Origin of the sequence: Amycolatopsis jiangsuensis (assembly GCF_014204865.1) — a bacterium.
GTDB classification, from domain to species: Bacteria; Actinomycetota; Actinomycetes; order Mycobacteriales; family Pseudonocardiaceae; genus Amycolatopsis; species Amycolatopsis jiangsuensis.
Genome location: NZ_JACHMG010000001.1, coordinates 2,436,166 through 2,458,950 on the forward strand (window position 1 = coordinate 2,436,166; position 22,785 = coordinate 2,458,950).

Genomic DNA, 22,785 nt, shown 5'->3' on the forward strand with positions numbered 1-22,785 from the left:
GCGGACGCTGCCATGGGCGGACGGCGGACCACGGGTCGCGAGGTAGCGGGGTAGCCGGGTCACGGGGCCGCGGGGTCGGGTCACGTCCGGCGGAGTGGTGTATGAGATCGACTCCGCGTGATCTTGGTTCGGGATTCTAGGCGGTTATTGCCTCGGTTGTCATGAGTGCCTCGCTGCCGGTCGGTGCGGCTTCGGTGGTGACGATGCGGATGCGTGAGCGGGCCAGTAGATCGAGGCCCATGTAGCGGCGGTTCTCGGTCCACTCATCACTCTGTTCGGCCAGGACGGCGCCGACGAGGCGGATCAGGGAGTCGCGGCCGGGGAAGATCCCGACCACGTCGGTGCGACGGCGGATCTCCTTGTTCAGTCGCTCTTGAGGGTTGTTCGACCAGATCTGGCGCCAGACCTCGCGCGGATATGCGGTGAACGCCAGCAGCTCATCGCGGGCGTTGTCGAGGTGCTCGGCTGCGTCGGGCCAGCGCGCGGTGAGAGTGTCGACCACGCGTCCGTACTGGGCTGTGACGGCGTCGGCGTCGGGCTGGTCGAAGATCGTGCGCACCTGCGTAGCGACATGCGGCTGCGCCGACTTCGGAACACGGGAGAGCAGGTTACGCAGGTAGTGGGTGCGACACCGCTGCCACGCCGCACCCGGCAACGCCGAGGCGATCGCCGCCACCAAGCCGGGATGGGCGTCGGAGATGACGAGCTGGACCCCGGACAGGCCGCGGGCGACCAGACCGCGCAGGAACGCCAACCAGCCCGCTCCGTCCTCGCTGGAGGCCACATCCAGGCCGAGGATCTCGCGGTGCCCGTCGGCGTTCACCCCGGTCGCGAGCAGCGCGTGCACGTTGACCACCCGGCCGTCTTCGCGGACCTTCACCGTGAGCGCGTCGACCCACACGAACGTGTACGGGCCCTGGTCGAGCGGGCGCTCGCGGAACGCGGCGACCTGCCCGTCGAGGTGCGTGGCCATCTCGCTGACCTGCGAACGCGACAGCGACTTCACCCCGAGTTGTTCGGCCAGCTTCTCCACCCGCCGGGTGGAGACACCGAGTAGGTAGGCCGTGGCCACGACGGTGACCAGGGCCTGCTCGGCGCGGCGGCGGTGGGTCAGCAGCCAGTCCGGGAAATAGGAGCCCTGGCGCAGCTTCGGCACCGCCAACTCGATCGTGCCCGCTCGGGTGTCCCACTCCCGGGCCCGGTAGCCGTTGCGCTGGTTCGTCCGCTCGCTGCTGCGCTCGCCATAGCCGGCCCCGCACTGCTGATCGGCCTGCGACGACATCAACGCGTTCGCCATCGTCGCGATCATCGTCTGCAACAGATCCGGCGACACACCCGCCGAGGCGAGCTCCTCGACAAGCTGGGCAGGGTCCACACTGTGTGGTGCGGCCATCGTGGTGGTCCTTCCTGGAGTTCCTTGGTCGGTACTCGAGAAAGATCACGCGGTGGCCGTCTCACGTCACGACGCCACGCCGCTCACCAGCGACGAACCCGTACACCACCTCCGCGGACGTAACCCGGGGTCGCGAATCGCCGGGTAGCGGGTAGCGGGTAGCGGGTAGCGGGTAGGGAACTATCGACAGCGAGCGGCGAAGCAGCGAACCACGGGTCGCAGGTCGAGAACTACTGACAGCAAGCAGCGGAGCACCCCGCAGGGCACGGCAAAGCAGCGGGCAGCGAAACACGGGCAGCAAGCAAGAAGCAACGCGTCGCGGGCCGCGAGCGGCGAGCATGGAATCGGGCCACGGGTAGCAAGTCGGGAGCCACCGGCAGTGCGCGCCGGAGCACCGACAGCGAGCGGCGAAACAGCGAACACCAGGTAGCGCACCGCCGAGAGCGAACAAAGAAGCACGGGCAGCGAGTAACGGAGCAGCCGCTCGGGCAACAGATTGCGAACCACCGCAGCGGGTGCCGGCCACCGACAGCGGGCCACTCGTGGCGGACGGCGGCGACGCATGGAGACCGCAAGCCCTCAACGGGGAACGGTCGTGACCTTCTTCAGTACCGTGCAGGCGTCGCGGCCACCACAGGCACCATGGCCATCACAGTGGACGCGCGCTCCCGGGACAGCGACGCACACCGCCTACGCACTGGGTTAGGTGTTCGGCACGCTCACCAGTGCCGTCAAGAAGGAACCGGGCGGCCGTTACCGAGGTAGCCGTCTGCACGTTCCAGAACGGCCGGAACTACCCGGCCGGAACCACACCCGAACCGGGACCACCCTTTGTGGACGAACACCGTCCACAAAGGGCCTCCGGTTCAGTCGTTCCAGGTGAACAGTTCCGTGCCGGCCGTGATCTGCCTTCCGGTGTCCAGGTCTGCCAGGACGTCTGCCGACGCGTCCAGTCCGACCACCGGCACGATCGGCGAGTAGCCCTTGGCCGCCACCGCTTCCGGGTCCCAGCCCACGATCGGCTGGCCGGCGCGGACGGACTCGCCCTTCACCACGTGCAGGGTGAAGCCCTCGCCCTTCTCCTTGACCGTGTCGATGCCCAGGTGCACGAGCACCGCCCGGCCGTCCTCGGTGGCCACGACGTAGGCGTGCGGGTGCAGGGTCACCACCGTGCCGTCGACCGGCGCGACCGCGTCGGACCGGCCGCCGGACGGGCGCACCGCGATACCCGGGCCGACCATCGCCTCGGCGAAGACCGGATCCGGCACCTCGGTGATCGCGACGACCTCGCCCGCCACCGGGCTCAGGATCCGCAGGCTCACAGAAGGTCCTCGATGTCGCTGGCGATGGTGTCCGCCTCGGGCCCGACGATCACCTGCAGGGCGCTGCTGCCCATCTTCACCACGCCCATCGCGCCGGCGGCCTTCAGGCCCGCCTCGTCGACCTGGCCCATGTCCTCCACCTCGCAGCGAAGCCGCGTGATGCAGCCTTCGATCTCGGTGAGGTTGTCCGCTCCACCGAGCGCCGCGAGAATCTTCTCCGGCCTGTCATCCGCCATCGCGGCCTCCTCGTATCCCGTTTCCTGCCCACCCGGAACAGGCGTGCGTACCACCAGTACTACGCCGCCCGGCGGTCCGTGCGGTGCCGCCGGGCACGAACGGATAACGGTGGTTGACACCCGCTCGCCCGGCGGAGCATCCTGCCCCATCGGATCAATGGTCTAGACCGGAACGTACCAATCTTCCGGCCCGGACGCGAGCACCGGTCCCCCGGTGCGAGGACGAAGGGAGGGTGACGCCGATGAGCGCGGCCGCGCACGTCCCGCCACCCACGCCCACCGAGCGCGTGGTGAACGGGCCGACGCCGAAGCACGCGCAGCTGCGCGAGATCCTGCGTCGCTCGGTGGAGCGGGAGCTGCCGCCGGGGTCACCGATCCCGTCCGAACGGGAGCTGGCGCAGCAGTACGGGGTGTCCCGGCTGACCGTGCGTTCGGCGATCGGGAAGCTGGTCGAGGAGGGCCTGCTGGCCCGGGTGCGTGGCAAGGGCACCTTCACCGCGGCCCGGCGGATGGAGCTGCAGCTCTACCTGATGTCGTTCACCGACGACATGCGCCGCCGCGGGCTGGCCCCGGCCACCGAGGTGATCTCCACCTCGACCGAGGTCCCGCCGGTGACCTCGGCGCACGCGCTCGGCCTCGCCCCGGGCGTTCCGGCGCACCGGCTGATCCGGCTGCGCCGCGCGGACGGCGTGCCGCTGGCCGTGGAACGCGGCTGGTATCACGCGGACCGCACCCCCGGCCTGCTCGAGCTCGACCTCACCCGGTCGCTGTACGCACAGCTGGCCGACGAGTTCGACCTGCGCCCGGACCACGCGTACCAGACGGTCTGGGCCGAATCCGCGGACCGCGAGACGGCGCGCCTGCTCGGCATGCGCACCGGCACTCCGCTCCTGGTCTTCCGCCGGGTCTCCAGCGCGAACGGGGAGCCGGTCGAGGACATGACGTCCTGGTACCGGGGGGACCACTACCAGGTGACCATGCAGCTGGACCGGAGCATTCCCGGTTCCGACACGATCAACTCCACCGAACAACCCCACTATGGAGGTACCCGATGAGCGCCACCACTGCGGCGGGGGCCAAGGGCAAGAAGGGCGGCGGCGGTCTCGCCGGGTTGCAGCGTTTTGGCCGCAGCCTGATGCTGCCCATCGCGACCCTGCCCGCGGCCGGTCTGCTGAACCGGCTCGGCCAGGACGACATCTTCGGCAAGGACGGTCTCGGCTGGGACAAGGTCGCGGCCGTGATCGGCGCGGCGGGCGGGGGCCTGTTCGACTGGCTGCCGCTGCTGTTCGCGATCGGCATCGCGGTCGGGTTCGCGCGCAAGGGCGACGGTTCGACGGCGGTCGCCGCGGCCGTCGGCTGGGTCGTGTTCAACAAGGTGATCCAGGCGATCGCGCCCATCGACAGCCAGCAGGGCTACAAGCCGGCCTGGGAGGGCTCGCCGATCCACTGGCCCTACAGCGTGCTGACCGGCATCATCTCCGGCATCGTCGCCGCCCTGCTGTGGCAGCGTTACCACCGGATCAAGCTGCCGTCCTGGCTGGCGTTCTTCGGCGGCCGCCGGTTCGTGCCGATCATCACCGCGGTGACGATGATCGTGCTCGGCGTCCTCTTCGGGCTGGTGTTCAAGTACGTCGACCAGGCGATCAACTCCGCGGGCGAAGCGGTCGTCGGCTCCCCGGTGGTCGGTGGCGGCCTCTACGGCCTGCTCAACCGGCTGCTCATCCCGATCGGCCTGCACCAGCTGCTGAACGTGCCGGTGTGGTTCATCTTCAACGGCGGTGACATCCCGAACTTCCTGAACAACCACGTCCAGGGCTCGGGCATCTTCCAGTCCGGCTTCTTCCCGATCTTCATGTTCGCGCTGCCCGCCGCGGCGCTGGCGATCTGGCAGACCGCGCGGCCGGGCCAGAAGAAGATCGTCGGCAGCATCATGATCTCGGCGGCGCTGACCTCGTTCATCACCGGCGTCACCGAGCCGATCGAGTTCGCGTTCATGTTCGTGGCGTGGCCGCTGTACATCTTCCACGCGATCATGACCGGCATCTCGCTGGCGGTGGTCAACGCGCTCGGCATCCACCTGGGTTTCTCGTTCTCCGCGGGGGCGATCGACTTCGCGCTCAACTCGTCGCTGGACACCGCGCACAAGGCCTGGCTGCTGATTCCGATCGGGCTGGTCATGGCCGTGATCTACTACGTGGTGTTCCGGTTCGTGATCACCAAGTGGAACCTGCGCACGCCGGGCCGCGAGGACGACTCGGTCGAGGCGGACCTCGAGCGCTCGGCCGCGAAGTAACTTCCGACGACAGTCAGAAAGGACGACCATGCCGGAGAAACGCGTCACGGTGGGCAGCAAGGTGGGCCTGCACGCCCGCCCGGCCGCGCTGGTGGCCAAGGCGGCCGCGGCCCAGCCCGTGGCGGTGCAGATCGCCAAGGCCGGCGGCGACCCGGTGGCCGCCGGCAGTGTGCTCAACCTGATGACGCTCGCCGCCGCGTTCGGCGACGAGGTGGTCATCAGCGCCGAAGGTGACGGGGCCGAGACCGCGGTGGACGCCGTGGCCGAGCTGGTCTCCACGGATCTCGACGCGTAGCAGCACCCAGCCGTCCGAAGCGAAGGTCCCCTTCAGAGTCTCTGAAGGGGACCTTCGTGCACCGGGGACAGATGCCGCGGCGTGCCCGATACGCTGGGCGGCATGGAGAGCCTGCGCCTGATCGACGAGTGGCCGGTGGACAACGCGGCGGCCGGGGTGGCCGGCGCCGACGGCGTGGTCCGCGGCCGTCACGGGGACCCGGCCCGGCCGTTCCGGCTGGCCTCGGTCACCAAGCTGCTCACCGCCTACACGGCGCACATCGCCCTCGAGGAAGGCGTTCTCGAGCTGGACACCCCGGCCGGGCCGGAGGGTTCGACCGTGCGGCATCTGCTCGCGCACACCTCGGGGCTGGCCTTCGACGCGCACAAGGCAATGGCCGCGCCGGGCACCCGGCGGCTGTACTCCAACGCCGGGTTCGAGGAGCTGGCCGACGCGCTGGCCCAGCACTCCGGCATCGCCTTCGCCGACTACCAGGCCGAAGCACTGTTCGAACCGCTGGGCATGGCCGCGACCCGGCTGGAGGGCTCCCCCGCGGCCGGTGCCACGTCCACACTGGACGATCTGCTGCGGTTCGCCGCCGAGCTGCAGGCGCCGAAGCTGCTCGCGCCGGAGACGCTGCGCGCGGCCACCGAGGTGGCGTTCCCCGGGCTCACCGGCGTCCTGCCCGGGTTCGGCCACCAGAAGCCGAACGACTGGGGTCTCGGCTTCGAACTGCGCGACCACAAGAGCCCGCACTGGACCGGCGCGCGCAGCTCCGCACGCACGTTCGGCCACTTCGGACAGTCAGGCACGTTCCTGTGGGTCGATCCGGACGCCGGTTTCGCGTGTGTCGCGCTGGCCGACCGCTCCTTCGGCCCGTGGGCGGCCAAGGTCTGGCCCCCGTTCACCGACGCGGTGCTGGCCGAACTCGGCGCGTGACAATCCGTCCCGCGCTGCGGGTTGCCGCGGTGCTGTCCGCTGCCACGATGCTGTTCGCTGCCGCCTGCTCGGCTCCGGCCGCCACAGCGCCTCCGGTGGACGAGCCACCGACGACGACCGCGACGCCGGCCCCGCTGGGCACCGGAAACGCCGCCGTACCGCGGCTGCGCTGGGTGCCGTGCCACGGTGGGTTCCAGTGCACGACAGCGACGGTGCCGCTGAGCTACCGCGAACCCACTGGAGCGAAGCTGGATCTGTCGGTCATCCGGCTTCCCGCGACGGATCCCGCGCACCGCATGGGTTCCCTGATGATCAACTTCGGCGGTCCGGGCGCGGACGGCGTGGGCGAGCTGACCCGGTTCGGCAGCCGCTACCCGAAGCAGTTGCGTGCCCGGTTCGACCTCGTGAGCTTCGACCCGCGTGGAATCGGTGGCAGCTCGCCGATCCACTGTCCGGGTGGCGATCAGGCGCCCTCAGCCGGTTCGCCGTTGCGCGACAAGGCGTTCTGGACGAAGAGCGCGGCGATCGGCAAGGCGTGTGCGGCCGGTTCCGGGGCCGAACTGGCGCATCTGTCCACCGCGAATGTCGCGCGGGACATGGATCTGCTCCGGCAGGCGCTCGGCGAGCCGCAGCTGAACTTCTACGGCTACTCCTACGGCACCTATCTCGGTGGTACGTATGCGAACCTCTTCCCCGGCAACCTGCGCGCGATGACTCTCGACGGCACACTCGACCTCGTCGCCAACGCCACCGGCCGGCCCGGCGAGGAAGGCGCGCCGGTGGACGTGCGGGCGGATGTCGCGAGCGCGCAACAAGAGGAGCTCGATGCGTTCTTCGCCGCGTGCACCGCCGCGGGGCCCGGCAAGTGCGCTTTCGCCGGCGGGAATCCGAAGGAGAAATTCGCTTCGCTGTACGCGCGGTTGACCCATGGTCCGGTCGGCGGCGTCACCGTGGCCTCGCTCATGCAGAGCGTGGATCGAGCGCTGTACCAGTGGTCACGGTGGCCCCGGCTGGCCCGCACGCTCGCCGCGCTCGTTCCGTCGAAACCGGCTTCACCGGCGCCCGTGCTCGATCCCCGGGTGCCCGCTCATTCGCCGGGATTTCTTGCTGTGCAATGTCTTGACAGCGATCTTCCCCAGGATCCCGAGACCTACCGCAAGCTCGCCACGACCGAGGAGCGGCGGCAGCGGTATTTCGGTCTGGCTCCGGTGTTTTCGATGGCGCAATGCCTCGGCTGGCCCGCCCGCGACGACGACCGCTACCTCGGGCCGTGGAACCGGCCACGCCAGCATCCGGCGCTGATCCTGGCCAACCGGCACGATCCGGCCACTCCCCTGGCCAACGCCCAAGCCACCGCGGGGGAACTGGGCGACAGCCGGGTGCTCGTCGTCGAGGGCGCCGGGCACACGACGCTCGACGTGCCCAGCACCTGTGCCTCGACCGCGATGGTGCGCTACTTCGTGGACCTCGCGCCGCCCGCGTCCGGCACGACCTGCGCGCCGGACGCCGGCCCGTTCCCGTGAGGTGTCATGCCAGTACGCGGATCGGCGATCCCGCCTGGAACGCCGCGATGTCCTCGACCACCTCGCGGTAGAAGATCTCGTAGGACTCCCGGCTGACGTAACCGATGTGCGGGGTCAGCACGGCGTTGTCCAGAGTCCGGAGTGGATGGTCAGAGGGAAGCGGCTCGGTGTCGTAGACGTCCAGCGCTGCCGCGGCGATCTTCTTGTCGCGCAACACTTCCAGCAACGCGTCCTCGACGACGATCGGGCCGCGCGAGGTGTTCACGAGCAGCGCCGAAGGCTTCATCCTGGCCAGATCGGCGGCATCGACCAGGCCACGGGTGCGCTCGGAGAGCACCAGGTGGATGGACAGCACGTCCGCCTGCGCGAAAAGCTCCTCTTTGGACACCAGCCGCGCACCGTGTTCCGCGGCTCGCTCCGCGGTGAGATTCCGGCTCCAGGCAATCGGTTTCATCCCGAATGCCTGCCCGATCCTGGCTGCTTCCGCACCCAGGCGGCCCAGCCCCAGCAGGCCCAGCGTCTTGCCGTGCAGCACGGTGCCGACCCCGACCTGCCAGCCACCCTCGCGCATCGACCGGAATTCGGCGGGCAGGTTGCGGGCGGCGGCCAGGATGAGCGCCCAGGTGTGCTCCGCGGTGGGGGCAGCGAGACCGCCGGTGCCGCATACGACCACCCCGCCCCGCTTCGCCGCGGCCAGGTCGATCGCGGCATTGCGTGGTCCCGTGGTGACCAGCAGCTTCAGCGCGGGCAGCCGCTCCAGCACCGCAGCGGGAAACCGGGTGCGCTCACGCATCGCGACCACCACGTCGAAGCCGGCCAGCCGCTCGGCCGTCTCGTCCTGGTCGCCGAAGGCCTCGGTGAACACGTGCAGGTCCGCCCCGAGCGAATCCCAGTCGGCGTATCCGAGTGCGACGTTCTGGTAGTCGTCGAGGATCGCGATCTTCACACCCGCCACAGTAGCCCGTCGTTCAGCCGGACGCGTCCCGCTGCGCGGCGCGGGCCCGGTCGATGATCCCGTCGATCACGTCGTTCTTCGCGTCCGCGTAGTTCTGGACGTAGTCCCAGACCTGCGCGGCGAGTTCCCGCTTCTTCGCCAGGTACCACCGCAGTTCGTCCGGATGCGACCGCAGCCGGTCACGGAAGAGCAGGTACCGCGGCGTCTGGCCGTTGCCCGGCGAGTGGACGTGCAGGTTGATGTTCGTGTCCGGACCCTTGAAGCAGCGGTGTTTCTCCCACTCCGGCTCGCGGATCACCAGCCGGTACCCGGCCGCTTCGAGCGTGGGCACGTACGCCGGTTCGTCGTCCGAATCGGGCACTTCGAGCAGGATGTCGACGATCGGCTTGGCGGCGAGCCCGGGCACCGACGTGGAGCCCACGTGTTCGAGCAGCACCACCCGGTCGCCGAGCACCGTGCGGAGGCGGGCGGCCTCGCGCTCGTAAAGACGCGGCCATTCGGGGTTGTACTCGAGAAGCGTCACCGTGGTGCCGAGCTTCGGCGCTGCGCCGACCCAGGCAGCCTGGATGGCGGCCTCGTCGTGCACCTCTCTGGACACCGGCGTTCCCCCTCGGCTGTGTGGAAGGCGGCCCGGCAGCGTATCAGGAGATCGGCAGGGGCAGGACGTCGTTTGTCGCCGCGCGGAGGGCCGCGCGCATCTCGGCGCGTGGTGCGGGACGTCCGGTGAAGTGCTCGGCCTGTCCGAATGCCTGGTGCAGCAGCATGTCCAGCCCAGTCGCGAGGCGGCCGCCGCGGGCCGTGACGGCCTCTGCCAGAGGGGTCGGCCAGGGGTGGTAGATGACGTCGAGCACGCTGCCGACGCCGGCCAGCTCCGCGACGTGCGGCCGCACCGCCTCCGGCGGCACAGTGCTGATCAGGACCGCCGCGCTGTCCGCCAGCCTCGCGAAATCCGCTTCGGACCACGTCAGCACGTCGACCGGCAGCCCGGCCCGCTCGGCCGCTGCGAGCGTTTCCGCCGCCCGCGCCGGATCGCGGACGACCAGCTGTGCCGACCCGACGCCCAGCTCGACCAGCCCGACCACCGCGGCCGCCGCGGTGCCGCCGGCGCCGAGCACGACCGCGTGGTCTCCCGGCGCGGGCGCGTAGCCGCCGGCCACCCGCAACGCACCGGTCACGCCTTCGACGTCGGTGCAGTCGGCCAGCCAGCCATCGCCTTCGCGTACCAACGTGTTCGCCGCGCCGACGGCCGCCGCGCGCGGGGTGACCTCACTCGCGTGGTCGAGGGCGCGGCGTTTGCCCGGCATGGTGACCGACAGGCCGACCCATTCCGGCCCGAGGCCGTCGACGAAGCCGGGCAGCTCGTCCGCGTCGGTCTCGAACCGTTCGTAGGTCCAGCGGTCCAGGCCGAGCGCGGCGAACGCGGCCCGGTGCAGTACCGGCGAGAGCGAATGCGCCACCGGCTTGCCCAGCACACCGGCGTGGCGCGGCCCGTCAGTAGACGCCACGGGACTGCGCCAACGCCTTGTTCTCGTTGTGCTCGTCGTTCGTGACCGCGAAGCAGGAATGCCCGTCCTTCTCGCATTTCACGAAGTAGGCCCAGTCACCCTCGGTCGGTTTCACCGCGGCCTCGATGGCGTCCACGCTGGGCACCCCGATCGGCGTCGGCGGGAGGCCGTAGTTGAGATAAGTGTTGTACGGACCGGGCCTCTTGCGGTCCTCCGGCTTGGTCAGCAGGGTCGGCTGGTCGAGCGGGTAGTTGACGGTCGAGTCGAGACCCAGCTTGATGCGCTGCTCGAGCCGGTTGTAAATGACCCGGGCGACCTTGCCGAAGTCCGGGCCGATCGCCTCCCGCTCGATCAGCGACGCGACGACCAGCGTCTCGTACGGCGACACGTCGGGGCCGGTGTTCTCCGGGCCGAGCCCGGCCGCCTGGATCGCCTCCGTGGACCGCTTGACCAGGTCGCTGATCAGCTCGGTCGCGCTCCAGCCGGGCTTCACGTCGTAGACGCCGGCCGCGATCAGGCCCTCGACGCGCTTGTCCTTGCTCAGCGCCTTGTCCGCGTCGGCGGCCGCCCAGTCCGGCACACCGAGCGTTTTCAGGTCCGCTTCCGCGACGGTCCTGCGCAGCTCGTCGACCGGGATGCAGGTGCTCTTGCCGTTCAAGGTGGCGCACGAAGCCTTCGACATCAAGGAGAACACTCCCGGCGTGACCTTGCCGCCGGGCTGCTTGACGTCGTCGAGCTGGGTGTAGGGACGGATCTCCAGCCGGCCGACCCGGGCCGACGGCGACGTGATCGCGTCCACCGCACTGGACCCGGACATCTGCTTTTTCAGCAGGTAGTAGCCCTGCTGGATGCGGCTGAGCGCGGTGTTGTCGACGCCCGCCTTGACGAACGCCTTCGTGCTCGCGACGACCCCGGCCTCGGTCAGCTTCGAGCCGATGGCCGAGGTGGTGTCCCCGTCCTCCACCTGCACGAGGGCGTCGCCCTGGCCGGAGCCGTCGAAGTCGGCGTACCCGAAGAGCCGCTGGTAGCCGTAGTAGGCGCCGCCGGCGAACACCACGAGCACGACGAGCGCGGCGACCCAGCCGAGGGCGCGCTTGCGACGGCGCCGGCGCGGCTTCTCCGGCGGTTCGTCGGCGTAGTCCTCGTCGTAGCCGTCCTCGTAGCCATCCTCGTAGCCGTAGTGCTCGTCGTCGGCGTAGTCGCCGTCCGGGTACTCGTCGTAGCCCTCGTCGAAGAGGTCGTCGAGCTGTTCCCGGGGCGGTTCGGGATGTTCCTCGGGCAGGCTCGGGATGACCTCGGTCGGCGGCTCGGGCGGACGCCGTCGCTGGGGGTACGCCCCGTCGCGGCCGGCCCGGGGATCGGGAGGCATCGAAGTGTCGGCGAACCGCGGGTCGCGCGGCATCGAAGTGGCCGCGAACCGCGGATCCGGCGGCATCGACGGGTGCTGCCCGGGGTCGGCGAGCCGCGGATCCGGCGGCATCGAGCCCTCGGCGAAACGCGGGTCGGCCGGCGCCGCACCCTCGGGCGGCACCGGACCTGTGGCAAAGCGTGGATCCGGCGGCATGGACCCGTCCGGGGGTGGCACCGGGCGGCGGCGTGGCGGCCGGGGTGCCGCGGCGGGTGGGTCGGCGGACAGCGGCGTGCCGACGTCGGGGGTGGGCACCTCGTCCGGTTCCAGGCGGCGGCGCCTCCTCAACGAGGCGTTGCCGTGGCTGTCGCCCGGGGGTGGTTCGCCCGGCCCGGGCTGCGGTGGACGAGCCGCCGGACGACGGCCGGGCGGCGGTTGTTCGGCGTTGCCGGCCCGGCGACGCCGCGGGGGCGGCGGCGGCCGGTCGTCCACCGGACGGCCGGCCGCCGGCGTACCCTGCTCACCCTCGTCGCGGCGACGGCCACCGGACGGCAGCGGTTCCCCTTCGGCACCACGGGGGCCAAGCTGCGGACCCTGGCCCCCCCTGGCGTCGGGACCGGGTGGCGGCACCGGCGCACCTTCCACACCGCGACCGGGCGGTGGGAGCTGTTCTCCGGCAGCACCAGGACCAGGTGCCGGAACTTGTGCACCTTCGCGGCGACCGGGCTGCGGAGGACCTTCCGCGCGGCGACGGCGGCCAGGCGGCGGAGGCTGCTGCCCGGCGTCGGCCGCACGGCGAGGTGGCGGCTGGTCATCTCCGGCACGACGGCCGGGCGGTGGAGACTGTTCCGCTTCGTCCGGGCGATTGCCGGGCGGAGGCGCGGCACGGCGGCGACCGGGCGGGGGTGGACTCGCCTCGTCCACGCGACGACGGCGGCCGGGACGCGGGGAGCCGGCGTCCGGGGAAATCCGGCGGGGGCGGGCCCGGCCGGGTTCGGCGAGGTCGTCCTGGCCGGGAGGCAGGTCGCGCGAGGCCGGACGCGGTGGACGGCCCGCGCCGGAAGGCGGCGGGCCACCCGGGGCCGGTGCACCACCGGGGTCGCGGCCTTCGGGGCCGTCCGCACGGCGGCGGGCACGGGGTTCGGCTCCCGGGGGGCGCGGCCGGCGGCGGCCGCCCGGGTGTTCCGGGCCGCGGGGCTCGGTCATGAGTCGCCTTTCCGGGCGCGGTGTGCGGCGGCGGCGTCGAGCCAGGCCTGCAGGATCTCGACCGCCGCGGCCTGGTCGACCACCGCGCGCTGCTTGCGGCCCTTGACCCCGCGCTGGGACAGCATCCGGGACGCGGTGACCGTGGTCAGCCGTTCGTCGGCCAGTCGCACCGGAACCTCACCGATCCGCGTGGCGAGCCGGTCCGCGTAGTCCACGGCCAGCTCGGCGGCACTGCCCTGACGGTTCGCCAGCGTCCTCGGCAGCCCGACGATCACCTCGACCACCTCGTGTTCGGTGACGAGTTCGGCAAGCCGGTCGAGATCGCTGTCGTCCTTCGCATCACGGGAAAGGGTAACCAGCGGGCTCGCGAGGATCGGGGCGGGATCGCTCAGTGCCACGCCCACCCGGACAGACCCGACATCGACCGCGAGCCGCCTGCCGCGGCCCGGATCGGACTCGCCGGGCCGATCCGGGCCTCTGTGCGCCTTAGCGGGCAACGCCGGCGACCGCCGCGCGCAACGCGGCCGTGGCCTGCTGCGCGCCGGCCGGGTTGGTGCCCCCGCCCTGGGCCATGTCCGGCTTGCCGCCGCCGCGGCCGCCGATCGCCTCGGCGAACGAGGGCACGAGCTTGCCCGCGGCGAGCCCGCGTTCCCGCGCCGCCGCGGTCGTGGCGACCACGAACGCGACCTTGCCACCGGCGGGCGAGAACAACCCGACCACGCCGGGCCGGTCACCGAGCCGGCCGCGGATGTCCGAGGCGAGTGCGCGCAGCCCGTTGCCGTCGACGTCCGGCACGACCTCGGCGACCACCGAGACACCCCCGGCGTCCTGGGCCTTGTCCGCCAGCGCACCGGCCGAGCCGAGCACCTGCTGCGTGCGCAGCTGCTCGATCTCCTTCTCCGCGTTCTTCAGCCGGCTCAGCACGTCCTCGATCCGGCCGGGCAGCTCGTCGGAGGGCACCTTGAAGGTGTTCGCCAGCTGGGAGACGAGCAGCTGCTCCTTGCGCACGTGCTTGAGCGCGTCCGGCCCGACCAGCGCCTCGACGCGGTGCACCCCGGAGCCGACCGACGCGTCCGACACCAGCTTCACCAGGCCCAGCTGGCCGATGCGCTCGACGTGCGTGCCACCGCACAGCTCACGCGAGTACTCGCCCATGTCGACCACGCGCACGTCGTTGCCGTACTTCTCGCCGAACAGCGCGACCGCGCCCAGTTCGAGGGCCTTGTCCTTGGTGGTCGTGTAGCTGCGCACCTCGGCGTCGGTCTGCAGGTAGTCGTTGACCTCCTGCTCGACCTCGGTGAGGATGTCCGCCGACACCGCGCCGGGCGTGGTGAAGTCGAACCGCATGCGGCCCGGCGCGTTGAGCGAACCGGCCTGCGCCGCGCGCTTGCCGTAGGCGCCGCGCACGGCCGCGTGCACGAGGTGGGTGGCCGAATGCGACCGCTCGATCGACAGCCGGCGCTGCGCGTCCACCGAACCGGTCAGCTCGGTCCCGAGGCCGACCTCACCCGCGGTGATCTCCACGCGGTGCACGAACAGGCCGGGCACGATCTTCTGCACGTCGAGCACCTTCAGCTCGACGCCGTCGCCCACCAGCACCCCGGTGTCGGCGATCTGGCCGCCGCTTTCGGCGTAGAACGGCGTGCGGTCCAGCACCAGCTCGGCCTGGTGCCCGGCGGCGACACTGCGCGCGGGCACGCCTTCGGCCAGCAGCCCGACCACCTTCGCGCTCGCCTGCAGCTCGGTGTAGCCGAGGAACTCCGTCTCGCCGTGCTGCTCCAGCAGCTTCCGGTACTCCGACAGGTCGCCGTGGCCGCTCTTGCGCGACGCCGCGTCCGCCTTCGCGCGCTTGCGCTGCTCCTCCATGAGGGTGCGGAAGCCGTCCTCGTCCACCGACAGGCCCTGTTCGGCGGCCATCTCGAGGGTGAGGTCGATCGGGAAACCGTAGGTGTCGTGCAGCTGGAACGCCTTGTCCCCGGCCAGCACGTCGCCGCCGCCGCGCTTGGTCTCCGCCGCGGCCAGGTCGAAGATGCGCGAACCGCTGGTGAGGGTGGCCAGGAACGCCTCCTCCTCCACGCGCACGACCTCGGAGATCCGGTCGAAACCGCTGACCAGCTCGGGGTAGGTCGGCCCCATGGTCTGGCTGACGACCTTCGCGAACTCCTGCAGCACCGGCTCGCCCACGCCGAGCAGCCGGGTGGACCGCACGATCCGGCGCAGCAGGCGGCGCAGCACGTAGCCGCGGCCGTCGTTGCCGGGGGTCACGCCGTCGCCGATCAGCAGCACCCCGGTGCGCGCGTGGTCGGCGATCACGCGGAACCGCACGTCGTCGGCGTGGTTGGCGCCGTAGCGCCGTCCGGAGAACTCCTCGGCGCGGCCGATCACCGGGCGCACGAGATCGGTCTCGTAGACGTTCTCCACGCCCTGCAGGATCGTCGCGACCCGCTCGACCCCCATGCCGGTGTCGATGTTCTTCTTCGGCAGCTCGCCGATCGGCGGGAAGCCCAGCTTCGGGCTCTGCTCACCGCGGACGTCCTGCATGAACACGAGATTCCAGATCTCGATGTAGCGGTCCTCGTCGGCGACCGGACCGCCCTCGCGGCCGTACTCCGGGCCACGGTCGTAGTAGATCTCCGAGCACGGGCCGCCGGGACCGGGTACGCCCATGTCCCAGTAGTTGTCCTTGCCGTCGCGGACCTGGATCCGCTCCGAGGGCAGGCCGGTGATCTTGCGCCAGAGCCCGGCCGCCTCGCTGTCCTGCTCGTAGACGGTCGCCCAGATGCGGTCCGGGTCGAGGCCGAAACCGCCCTCGTCCTGGGAGCCGGTGATCAGCTCCCAGGCGTTCCCGATCGCGCCGTCCTTGAAGTAGTCGCCGAAGGAGAAGTTGCCCGCCATCTGGAAGAACGTGTTGTGCCGGGTGGTCTTGCCGACCTCTTCGATGTCCGGGGTGCGCACGCACTTCTGCACGCTGGTCGCGCGCGGGTAGGGCGGCGGCGCCTCGCCGAGGAAGTACGGCTTGAACTGCACCATGCCGGCGTTGACGAACAGCAGGTTCGGATCGTCGAGGATCAGCGGCGCGCTCGGCACCCGGGTGTGGCCGCGGCTTTCGAAATGGCGCAGGAAACGATCGGTGATCTCGTGTGTGTCCACGGGAATGTCCTCAGGCTGGGCCCGGCCCCGCACGCGCGGGTGCCGGGAGAAAACGGAAGAACGGGGTCGGCGACGGCGGAGGGCGTGCGGAAGCGGCTCAGCCCTCCGCCCGGCGAGCTCGCCGGACGGGGCGCTGGGCGGCGTGCCGGCCCGCGCCACCCGCGGGCGGTGCGGTGAACCCGGTGCGTTCCTCGACCATGTCGTGCAGCTCCTGTTCCCGTTCGCTCATCCCGGCGCGCACCTCGGCGCCGAACGAACCGACGGCGCCGGCGAGTTCCCGCACGGCGTCGCCCACATTCGATGCTAACCCCGCCGGCGTGGCCTGACGAGCGGCTTCGGAGGCCTTGCGGCTGAGCGCGACCCCGGCGACGACGCCGACCCCGAGCCAGAAGAGGCGCTTCACTTCTTCCTCCGGCCGGGGCGCTCCGCCTTGGTCTCCTGGCGCTTGCGGCGCGCGCGGATCGCCTTGCTGACCCCGTAGGACAGCGCGGCCGTCTTCACCAGCGGCCCGCCCAGCGTCGCGGTGAACACCGACGAGAGCGCCGAGACGTTGCCGCTCACGGCCTGCGCGTTCGAGGTGATCCCGTCGACGCGCTCGAGCTGGGTGTTCACGTGCGTGATGGTCTCGTTGGCGCCGATCAGCAGCGGATCGCTGTTCTCGTGTGCCTTGCGGATCGCGATGGTGGCCTCGTCCAGCGTGCGGCCCAGTTTGAGCAGCGGGATCGCGAGCAGCACGACCAGCAGCACGAAAGCACCTGCGGCGATCAGCGCGGCGATCTGCCCTGCCGACACGGGCCCTCCTCGGGTGGTGCGGGTTTCCGGTGTGTCAGTGAGGTTACCGCCTGGCCCGCCGTTCGCAGGGCGCGCCCCGCCGCTGTGGTCACGCAGCGCAGCCACCTCGGTGGAAAACCGTTCGCGACCGTCGCACCGGCGCTGGTGGGCACGGGGAATGACCGGCAGCAGCGAGCGCCGGCCGCCGGCCCGGGTGCTCGGCGGACCGGGCGGCGCGGTGGCCCGAAGTGCTCACCGGGCTGTCCGGCGTGGACTGTGACCACGCTGCGCCCGAGGTCGCCCGGCGGCGGGCCGCGTAGCAGCCACCCGGTCCGGGCTTCTTCGCGCATTTCACCCTCGTCGCCGCGGTTTTCGCCGGACGGGACTGCGGCGGGCGGACGTTCGAGCGCACGCAGTTGCTGGAGCACGCCCTCACCAACGGGCATCAGCGTGGACCCGATCGCCGGGCTGCTCAGCGGCCGTCCCTGACGATCGCCTCGTACAGCGCGGCCATGTCGTCCTCGCCATGGCCGGCCTCGGCCGCGGCACGCAGGTGCGCGAGCGCCGCGCCGACGCCCGAGACGTCGGCGGCTTCTCCCGCGGCTTCCACGACCAGCGCCGCGTCCTTCGCCGCGAGCGAGGTCGGGAAGCTGGCCGGGTAGTCGCCGGACAGCATGAGCGGACCCTTCATCCGCGCATAGCCGACGTCGAACGCGGTGCCCTCCATGACGTCGAAGAACAGCTGCGGGTCGACTCCCAGTGCCTTGGCCAGCGCGAGGCTTTCACCGGTCGCGTTGGTGAGCGCGAGGACCCAGGCGTTCATCACCAGCTTCAGCCGGGTCGCCGTACCGGGTTCGGTGCCGAGCCAGCGCGTACGCGAGCCGATCGCGCCGAACACCGGTTCGGCACGCTCGTGCACGTCGTCCGGGCCGGCGGCGAGGATCTGCAGCTGCGCCTGCTCGGCGGGCACTTTCGTGCCCATCACCGGGCAGTCGACGAACGGCACCTCGGCGTCGGCGGCGGTCTCGGCGAGTCTGCTCACCCATTCGGTGCCGACAGTGCTGGTCTGCAGCCACAACGTGCCCGGCGCGGGCGCGGCCGCGTCGAACGCCTCGGCGACCACCGGTCCGTCGGCCAGCATGGTGACCAGGACGTCCGCGCCGTCGGCGGCCTCGCGCGGGGACGCGGCGACGGTCGCACCCTCCGCGGCGAGGGGTTCGGCCTTGGCCGCGGTGCGATTCCAGGCGCGGACGTCGAGGCCCGCGCGCACGAGGTGGCCGGCCATCGGGCGGCCCATGATGCCGGTGCCGAGAAATGCGACGGTGCTCATGCCGTCATGATGAGCCGGTCAGTGGCTGAGCGCAGGCCAGGAGGTTCGCCGTTCGGCGACCAGGGCGCCGAAACCGGGGAAGTCCGCCGGCACCACCGGCTCCGGGAACCGCGCCGGAGCGGCCGCGGCCGGGTGCCGGACCCGGATCGTGACGTGATCGGGCCGCGGTCCGCCGTCGTGCCAGTGCCGGGTGTGCGCCGGGATGGTCAGCAGGTCGCCGGGTTCGCACAGCAGCGCGAGCACCTGGCGGCCGGCGCGCAGGTACCAGACCGCGGAGCCGCTGACGAAGAACCGGTCTTCGTCGCCGTTCGAGGTGCGCTCGACCGGTCCCGTCTCGGCCACCAGCAGCTCCACGGCGTGGTAGCCCGGCCCCGCGGTACGGGCGTCGATGCGGTCCCGGAAGTGCGCCAGCACCTCGGCCTCCCCCGCGCCGGACGCCAGGCCGGCGAGCGGCCAGCGGACGAACCCGGCGCCCGCCCGGCCGAGCTCGGCCGTGATCGTCGCGGTGTCCTCGGTACGCAGCAGCACGTGCCCGGGCTGATCGTCCGGCCACACCGTCAGCAGCGTCATCGCCACCCCCTCCGTCGCAAAGGACCAACCCACGTGGCGGCCGGGCATTCCCCTTCCGCACGCCGACGGGAAGAAAGTGGCGCGGTTCACGGCCCGTCGCCCGGGCCGGGGTGCCGGCTCGTGCGGCAGGCGGGTGCGGCTCGCACGGGCGGACTCCACACGGCAAGCGGGTCGGCTCACGCCGCCCTGGTCGGCCCACGCAGGCAGCGAGTTGCCTCACCCAGCCGTGGGTCGGCCTACGCAGGCCACCGGTCCACTCACCCAGCCACCGGTCCACTCACCCAGCCACCGGTCCACTCACCCAACCACGAGCCGAGCGGCTCGGGCGGCTCGGGCGGCCGGGAGGGCGTCAGCGTTCGCCCCGGATCGTGCGGCGCAGCCGGGGTACTCGGTCGGCCAGCGGGCGTTCGCCGCCGCGCTGGGTGGGCTCGTAGTAGTCGCGTCCGACGAGTTCGTCCGGGGGGTACTGCTGGGTGAGCACGCCTTCCGGGACGTTGTGCGGGTAGCGGTAGCCCTGCGCGTTGCCGAGCTTCTGCGCGCCCGCGTAGTGCCCGTCGCGCAGGTGCGGCGGGACGGTGCCGATGGCACCGGATCGTACGTCGGCCAGCGCCGAGTCGATGGCCGTGACCACCGCGTTGGACTTCGGCGCGGTGGCCAGGTGGATGGTGGCCTGGGCGAGCGCGAGCCGGCCCTCCGGCATGCCGATGAACTGCACCGCGTGCGCCGCGGCCACCGCCGCCTGCAGTGCGGTGGGGTCGGCGAGGCCGACGTCCTCGCTCGCGTGCACGACCAGCCGCCGCGCCAGGAACCGCGGGTCCTCCCCCGCCTCGATCATCCGCGCCAGGTAGTGCAGCGCGGCGTCCACGTCCGAACCACGGATCGACTTGATGAACGCGCTGATCACGTCGTAGTGCTGGTCGCCGTCGCGGTCGTACCGCACCGCCGCCTTGTCCACAGTGGACTCGACGGTGGCCAGGTCGATGGTCTTGTGCTCGGTGGCCGCCGCGGCGTCGGCCGCCGCTTCCAGCGCCGTGAGCGCTCGCCGCGCGTCACCGCCCGCCAGCCGCACCAGGTGCGCCAGTGCTTCTTCGGTGAGCGTGAGTTCGCCGGCCAGCCCGCGCTCGTCGGTCCGCGCGCGCTCGAGCAGCGCCACGATGTCGTCGTCGGTGAGCGAACGCAGCTGCAGCACCAGCGAACGGGACAGCAACGGGGAAACCACCGAGAACGACGGGTTCTCGGTCGTCGCGGCCACCAGCAGCACGGTGCGGTCCTCGACCGCGCCCAGCAGCGCGTCCTGCTGGGTCTTGGAGAACCGGTGCACCTCGTCGATGAACAGCACGGTGTTCTCGGTGTTGTACTGCCGCCGCCGTCGAGCCTCCTCGATCACCCCGCGCACTTCCTTCACCCCGGCCGAGAGCGCGGACATCGCGACGAACCGGCGCCCGGTGGCGACGGACACCAGGTTCGCGAGCGTGGTCTTGCCCGTCCCGGGCGGGCCGTAGAGCAGCACCGACGCGGGCGCCGCCCCCTCCACGAGCCGGCGCAGCGGGGCGCCCTCACGCAGCAGGTGCTGCTGGCCCACCACCTCGTCGAGGGTGCGCGGGCGCATCCGCACCGCGAGCGGGGAGCTGGCCGGTGCGGCCTGCAGCCCCGAACCGGCGCTCCCCGATCCGGCGCCACCTGCCCCGGCGGGCTCCGGCGGCGGTCCCAGGTCGGGGTTCACCGTGAAGAGTTCGTCCTGTGCCACGCCGACGACGGTATCCGACCACCCCGACATTCCCGCTCCCCCGGCCCGGGTCACCCGCGTGGGCGCGGGACGGGCTGTTCCTGCGCCCACGCCTTCGCGGGCGTCGCGCACCACTGTCCATCTGCGCTGGCGGGTCGACGAGATGGAGTCCGGGTGCTGCTGTTGACGCTGCTTGTGCGCCGTCGGCGAACACGCCTCGGCTGCGGGGTGCGGGCGGGCACACTGGGGTGATGGTGTCCTCGGTAGCGGTGCTCTCCGACGTCCACGGCATGCTGCCCGCGCTCGAGGCGGTGCTGGCCGAGCCCGATGTGGCGGCGGCCGAGGTCGTCGTGCTGTGCGGTGATCACGCCGCCGGGCCACTGCCGCGCCGGACCCTCGACCGGCTCGCCGGGCTGGGCGACCGGGCGAAGTGGTTGCGCGGCAACGCCGACCGCGAGCTGGTCACGCTCGCGGCCGGTGGCGGCACCACGATCGCCGACCCGATCGCGCCGTGGGCGGCCGGAGACCTCCGTCCGGACCAGCTCGCATTGCTGGCCGGCCTGCCGCTTTCGCTGACGATCGAGGTGACCGGGCTGGGCGAGGTGCTGTTCTGCCACGCCACGCCGCGCGACGACGAGGAAGTGGTGCTTGTGGACAGTCCGCCCGCGCGGTGGGCGGAGGTGCTCGCCGGAAGCACCGCGGAAACCGTGGTGTGCGGGCACACCCACATGCCGTTCGTCCGGCTGGCGGACCGGCGCCGGATCGTCAACCCGGGAAGTGTGGGGATGCCTTACGGCACAACGGGTGCACACTGGGCCCTGCTCGGCCCTGGCGTCCAGCTGCGGCGCACCGAGTACGACGCGGAAGCCGCCTGCCGGGAGCTGGAGAACACGTCCGGGTATCCCGGAATCAGTGTGTGGGCGGATGAATTCGTCCGGAATCCGGCGTCGGACGTCGAGGTGCTGCGGGTTTTCAGTCCCCTCGCCCGCGGAACGAGCGCCACATGATCACCGCGGCGTACGGCAGGAACTCGCGTCCGCGCCGCCACAACCACGGCACCCCCTTGGCCACCAGCCAGCCGAGGTGTCCCGCCGCGCTCGGCTCCACCCCGCCCGAACACGTCAGGCTCACCGGCCGGGGTACCGCGAAGCCGGCTTCGGTGAGCAGGGAGGTGAAGCCCAGCGCCAGCATGCGATGGCCGAGTTCCGAGGGATGCAGCCGGTCGACGCTCCACGCGGTCAGGTCGTAAGCACCGGGCAGGGCGTCGAGGTCCAGGCATGCGATGTCCTCCGTCTCGACCACGCGGTCGATCGCGCCGTTGAGTTCCGCGACCCGCGCGCTCAACGCCCGCTTCAGCGCGGGTGGCAGGCGGAAAACCTTGCTGTGGTCGTGAAACCGCACCGGAAGCACGGTGGTTCCGGCGGCGGCCAGCGCGCGGACGACCTCGGTGAGATCGGCCGCGACGCGGTCGGCGTCGAAGTCCGGGCGCAGCGTGTCGTTCATGCCGACCACGAGCAACGCGACGTCCGGCCGATGCGCGAGCGCGCGCGGCAACTGCTCGGTGCGCACGCAGCGCATCCGCGCGCCGGCGAACGAGGGGTTGAGGTACCCGTCGTCCCCGACGCCGAGCGCGTCCGCCACGAACGGCCCCACCCCACGCCATCCCCCACGCCGCGGCAACGGATCCCCGAGACCGACAGCCGTCGAATCGCCCAGCACCACCAGCCTCACCGCGCGGCGAAGCTCAGCCACCGCTGCGGGCAGCCGGTCACGGACTCCGGACGACGACGCGGCAAGCCGACCGCCGCCCCCAGGCGGCGACGCGGAAACCTGGTCGCCGACTTCAAACGGCGACGTCGACAGCCGGCCGACGACCCCAGACGGCGAGGCGGAAGATTGCTCGCGCATCTCGGACGACGACACCGAAAGCCGGTCGCCAACTTCAGGCGGCGACGCGGAAACCCGGTCGCCGACTTCAAACGGCGACGTCGACAGCCGGCCGACGACCCCAGACGGCGAGGCGGAAGATTGCTCGCGCATCTCGGACGACGACACCGAAAGCCGGTCGCCAACTTCAGGCGGCGACGCCGAAGGCTGCTCGCGGATTCCCGACGGGAACGCCGAAAGCCGGCCGACCACCTCGGACGGCGACGCCGACAGCCGATCACCGACCCCCGGCGGCGACGCGGAAACCTGCTCGCGGACTCCAACCGGCGACGCGGGAACCTGCTCACCGACCCCCGA

Annotated in this window: 20 protein-coding genes and 1 pseudogene; 6 read left to right on the plus strand and 15 right to left on the minus strand. The window is 71.6% G+C overall.

Annotated elements, in window-relative coordinates; genetic code table 11:
• Nucleotides 1-136: 136 nt before the first annotated feature.
• From BJY18_RS10610 to BJY18_RS10620, 3 genes are all read right to left on the minus strand, one after another.
• On the minus strand, nucleotides 137-1,393 hold the full coding sequence (locus tag BJY18_RS10610; RefSeq protein ID WP_184776778.1) for an IS256 family transposase: 1,257 nt from the start codon (nucleotides 1,391-1,393) through the stop codon (nucleotides 137-139).
• Between the two features lie 866 nt (nucleotides 1,394-2,259).
• Nucleotides 2,260-2,715 (minus strand): PTS sugar transporter subunit IIA, encoded by a 456-nt coding sequence (locus tag BJY18_RS10615; RefSeq protein ID WP_184779816.1) that lies wholly within the window; start codon nucleotides 2,713-2,715, stop codon nucleotides 2,260-2,262.
• Nucleotides 2,712-2,951, minus strand: coding sequence for a PTS sugar transporter subunit IIB (locus BJY18_RS10620; protein ID WP_184779817.1), 240 nt, complete (start codon nucleotides 2,949-2,951; stop codon nucleotides 2,712-2,714). The genes BJY18_RS10615 and BJY18_RS10620 overlap by 4 nt, the downstream gene beginning before the upstream one ends.
• Nucleotides 2,952-3,193: 242 nt before the next feature.
• On the opposite strand from BJY18_RS10620, the gene BJY18_RS10625 reads away from it, so the two are divergent.
• The 5 genes from BJY18_RS10625 (at nucleotide 3,194) to BJY18_RS10645 (ending at nucleotide 7,980) form a co-directional block, all read left to right on the plus strand.
• The gene (locus BJY18_RS10625; protein WP_184779818.1) at nucleotides 3,194-4,006 is read left to right on the plus strand and encodes a GntR family transcriptional regulator; all 813 of its coding nucleotides are present in this window, start codon (nucleotides 3,194-3,196) and stop codon (nucleotides 4,004-4,006) included.
• Nucleotides 4,003-5,244: a PTS transporter subunit EIIC gene (locus BJY18_RS10630; protein WP_184779819.1), complete on the plus strand. Its 1,242-nt coding sequence runs from the start codon at nucleotides 4,003-4,005 to the stop codon at nucleotides 5,242-5,244. The genes BJY18_RS10625 and BJY18_RS10630 overlap by 4 nt, the downstream gene beginning before the upstream one ends.
• A 28-nt stretch (nucleotides 5,245-5,272) precedes the next feature.
• The gene (locus BJY18_RS10635; protein WP_184779820.1) at nucleotides 5,273-5,539 is read left to right on the plus strand and encodes an HPr family phosphocarrier protein; all 267 of its coding nucleotides are present in this window, start codon (nucleotides 5,273-5,275) and stop codon (nucleotides 5,537-5,539) included.
• 102 nt (nucleotides 5,540-5,641) lie between these two features.
• Nucleotides 5,642-6,457: a serine hydrolase domain-containing protein gene (locus BJY18_RS10640; protein ID WP_184779821.1), complete on the plus strand. Its 816-nt coding sequence runs from the start codon at nucleotides 5,642-5,644 to the stop codon at nucleotides 6,455-6,457.
• On the plus strand, nucleotides 6,454-7,980 hold the full coding sequence (locus tag BJY18_RS10645) for an alpha/beta hydrolase (protein ID WP_312873809.1): 1,527 nt from the start codon (nucleotides 6,454-6,456) through the stop codon (nucleotides 7,978-7,980). The genes BJY18_RS10640 and BJY18_RS10645 overlap by 4 nt, the downstream gene beginning before the upstream one ends.
• 4 nt (nucleotides 7,981-7,984) lie before the next feature.
• Here BJY18_RS10645 and BJY18_RS10650 read toward each other — a convergent pair whose 3' ends face one another.
• From BJY18_RS10650 to BJY18_RS10700, 11 genes and pseudogenes are all read right to left on the minus strand, one after another.
• Nucleotides 7,985-8,926, minus strand: a complete 942-nt coding sequence (locus BJY18_RS10650; RefSeq protein WP_184779822.1) for a D-2-hydroxyacid dehydrogenase family protein — start codon at nucleotides 8,924-8,926, stop codon at nucleotides 7,985-7,987.
• Nucleotides 8,927-8,960: 34 nt separating this feature from the next.
• Nucleotides 8,961-9,533: pseudogene (locus BJY18_RS10655) on the minus strand (GrpB family protein); the annotation flags it as partial.
• Between the two features lie 43 nt (nucleotides 9,534-9,576).
• Complete coding sequence (locus BJY18_RS10660; protein WP_184779824.1) at nucleotides 9,577-10,440, minus strand: shikimate dehydrogenase; 864 nt, start codon at nucleotides 10,438-10,440, stop codon at nucleotides 9,577-9,579.
• Nucleotides 10,427-12,418, minus strand: a complete 1,992-nt coding sequence (locus BJY18_RS36785) for an endolytic transglycosylase MltG (RefSeq protein ID WP_312873810.1) — start codon at nucleotides 12,416-12,418, stop codon at nucleotides 10,427-10,429. The genes BJY18_RS10660 and BJY18_RS36785 overlap by 14 nt, the downstream gene beginning before the upstream one ends.
• 572 nt (nucleotides 12,419-12,990) lie before the next feature.
• Nucleotides 12,991-13,491 carry a Holliday junction resolvase RuvX gene (gene ruvX, locus BJY18_RS10670; RefSeq protein ID WP_184779826.1) on the minus strand — a complete coding sequence of 167 codons (501 nt, stop codon included), beginning with the start codon at nucleotides 13,489-13,491 and terminating at the stop codon, nucleotides 12,991-12,993.
• The gene (gene alaS, locus BJY18_RS10675) at nucleotides 13,481-16,144 is read right to left on the minus strand and encodes an alanine--tRNA ligase (protein WP_184779827.1); all 2,664 of its coding nucleotides are present in this window, start codon (nucleotides 16,142-16,144) and stop codon (nucleotides 13,481-13,483) included. Before alaS ends, ruvX begins: the two co-directional genes overlap by 11 nt.
• Nucleotides 16,145-16,241: 97 nt before the next feature.
• Complete coding sequence (locus BJY18_RS10680) at nucleotides 16,242-16,547, minus strand: hypothetical protein (RefSeq protein WP_184779828.1); 306 nt, start codon at nucleotides 16,545-16,547, stop codon at nucleotides 16,242-16,244.
• Nucleotides 16,544-16,936 (minus strand): DUF948 domain-containing protein, encoded by a 393-nt coding sequence (locus BJY18_RS10685; protein ID WP_184779829.1) that lies wholly within the window; start codon nucleotides 16,934-16,936, stop codon nucleotides 16,544-16,546. Before BJY18_RS10685 ends, BJY18_RS10680 begins: the two co-directional genes overlap by 4 nt.
• 451 nt (nucleotides 16,937-17,387) lie before the next feature.
• On the minus strand, nucleotides 17,388-18,245 hold the full coding sequence (locus BJY18_RS10690; RefSeq protein ID WP_184779830.1) for an NAD(P)-dependent oxidoreductase: 858 nt from the start codon (nucleotides 18,243-18,245) through the stop codon (nucleotides 17,388-17,390).
• An 18-nt stretch (nucleotides 18,246-18,263) separates the two neighbouring features.
• Entirely contained in the window at nucleotides 18,264-18,815 is a 552-nt protein-coding gene (locus tag BJY18_RS10695) for a cupin domain-containing protein (protein WP_184779831.1), read from the minus strand.
• Nucleotides 18,816-19,164: 349 nt separating this feature from the next.
• Nucleotides 19,165-20,562, minus strand: coding sequence for a replication-associated recombination protein A (locus BJY18_RS10700; protein ID WP_184779832.1), 1,398 nt, complete (start codon nucleotides 20,560-20,562; stop codon nucleotides 19,165-19,167).
• A 230-nt stretch (nucleotides 20,563-20,792) separates the two neighbouring features.
• Here BJY18_RS10700 and BJY18_RS10705 point away from each other — a divergent pair, with 230 nt between their 5' ends.
• A complete protein-coding gene (locus BJY18_RS10705) occupies nucleotides 20,793-21,548 on the plus strand; it encodes a metallophosphoesterase family protein (RefSeq protein WP_184779833.1) in 756 nt (251 codons plus the stop codon).
• Here the strand turns inward: BJY18_RS10705 and BJY18_RS10710 are convergent.
• On the minus strand, nucleotides 21,514-22,305 hold the full coding sequence (locus tag BJY18_RS10710) for an SGNH/GDSL hydrolase family protein (protein ID WP_246459694.1): 792 nt from the start codon (nucleotides 22,303-22,305) through the stop codon (nucleotides 21,514-21,516). The genes BJY18_RS10705 and BJY18_RS10710 overlap by 35 nt on opposite strands.
• Nucleotides 22,306-22,785 lie beyond the last annotated feature (480 nt).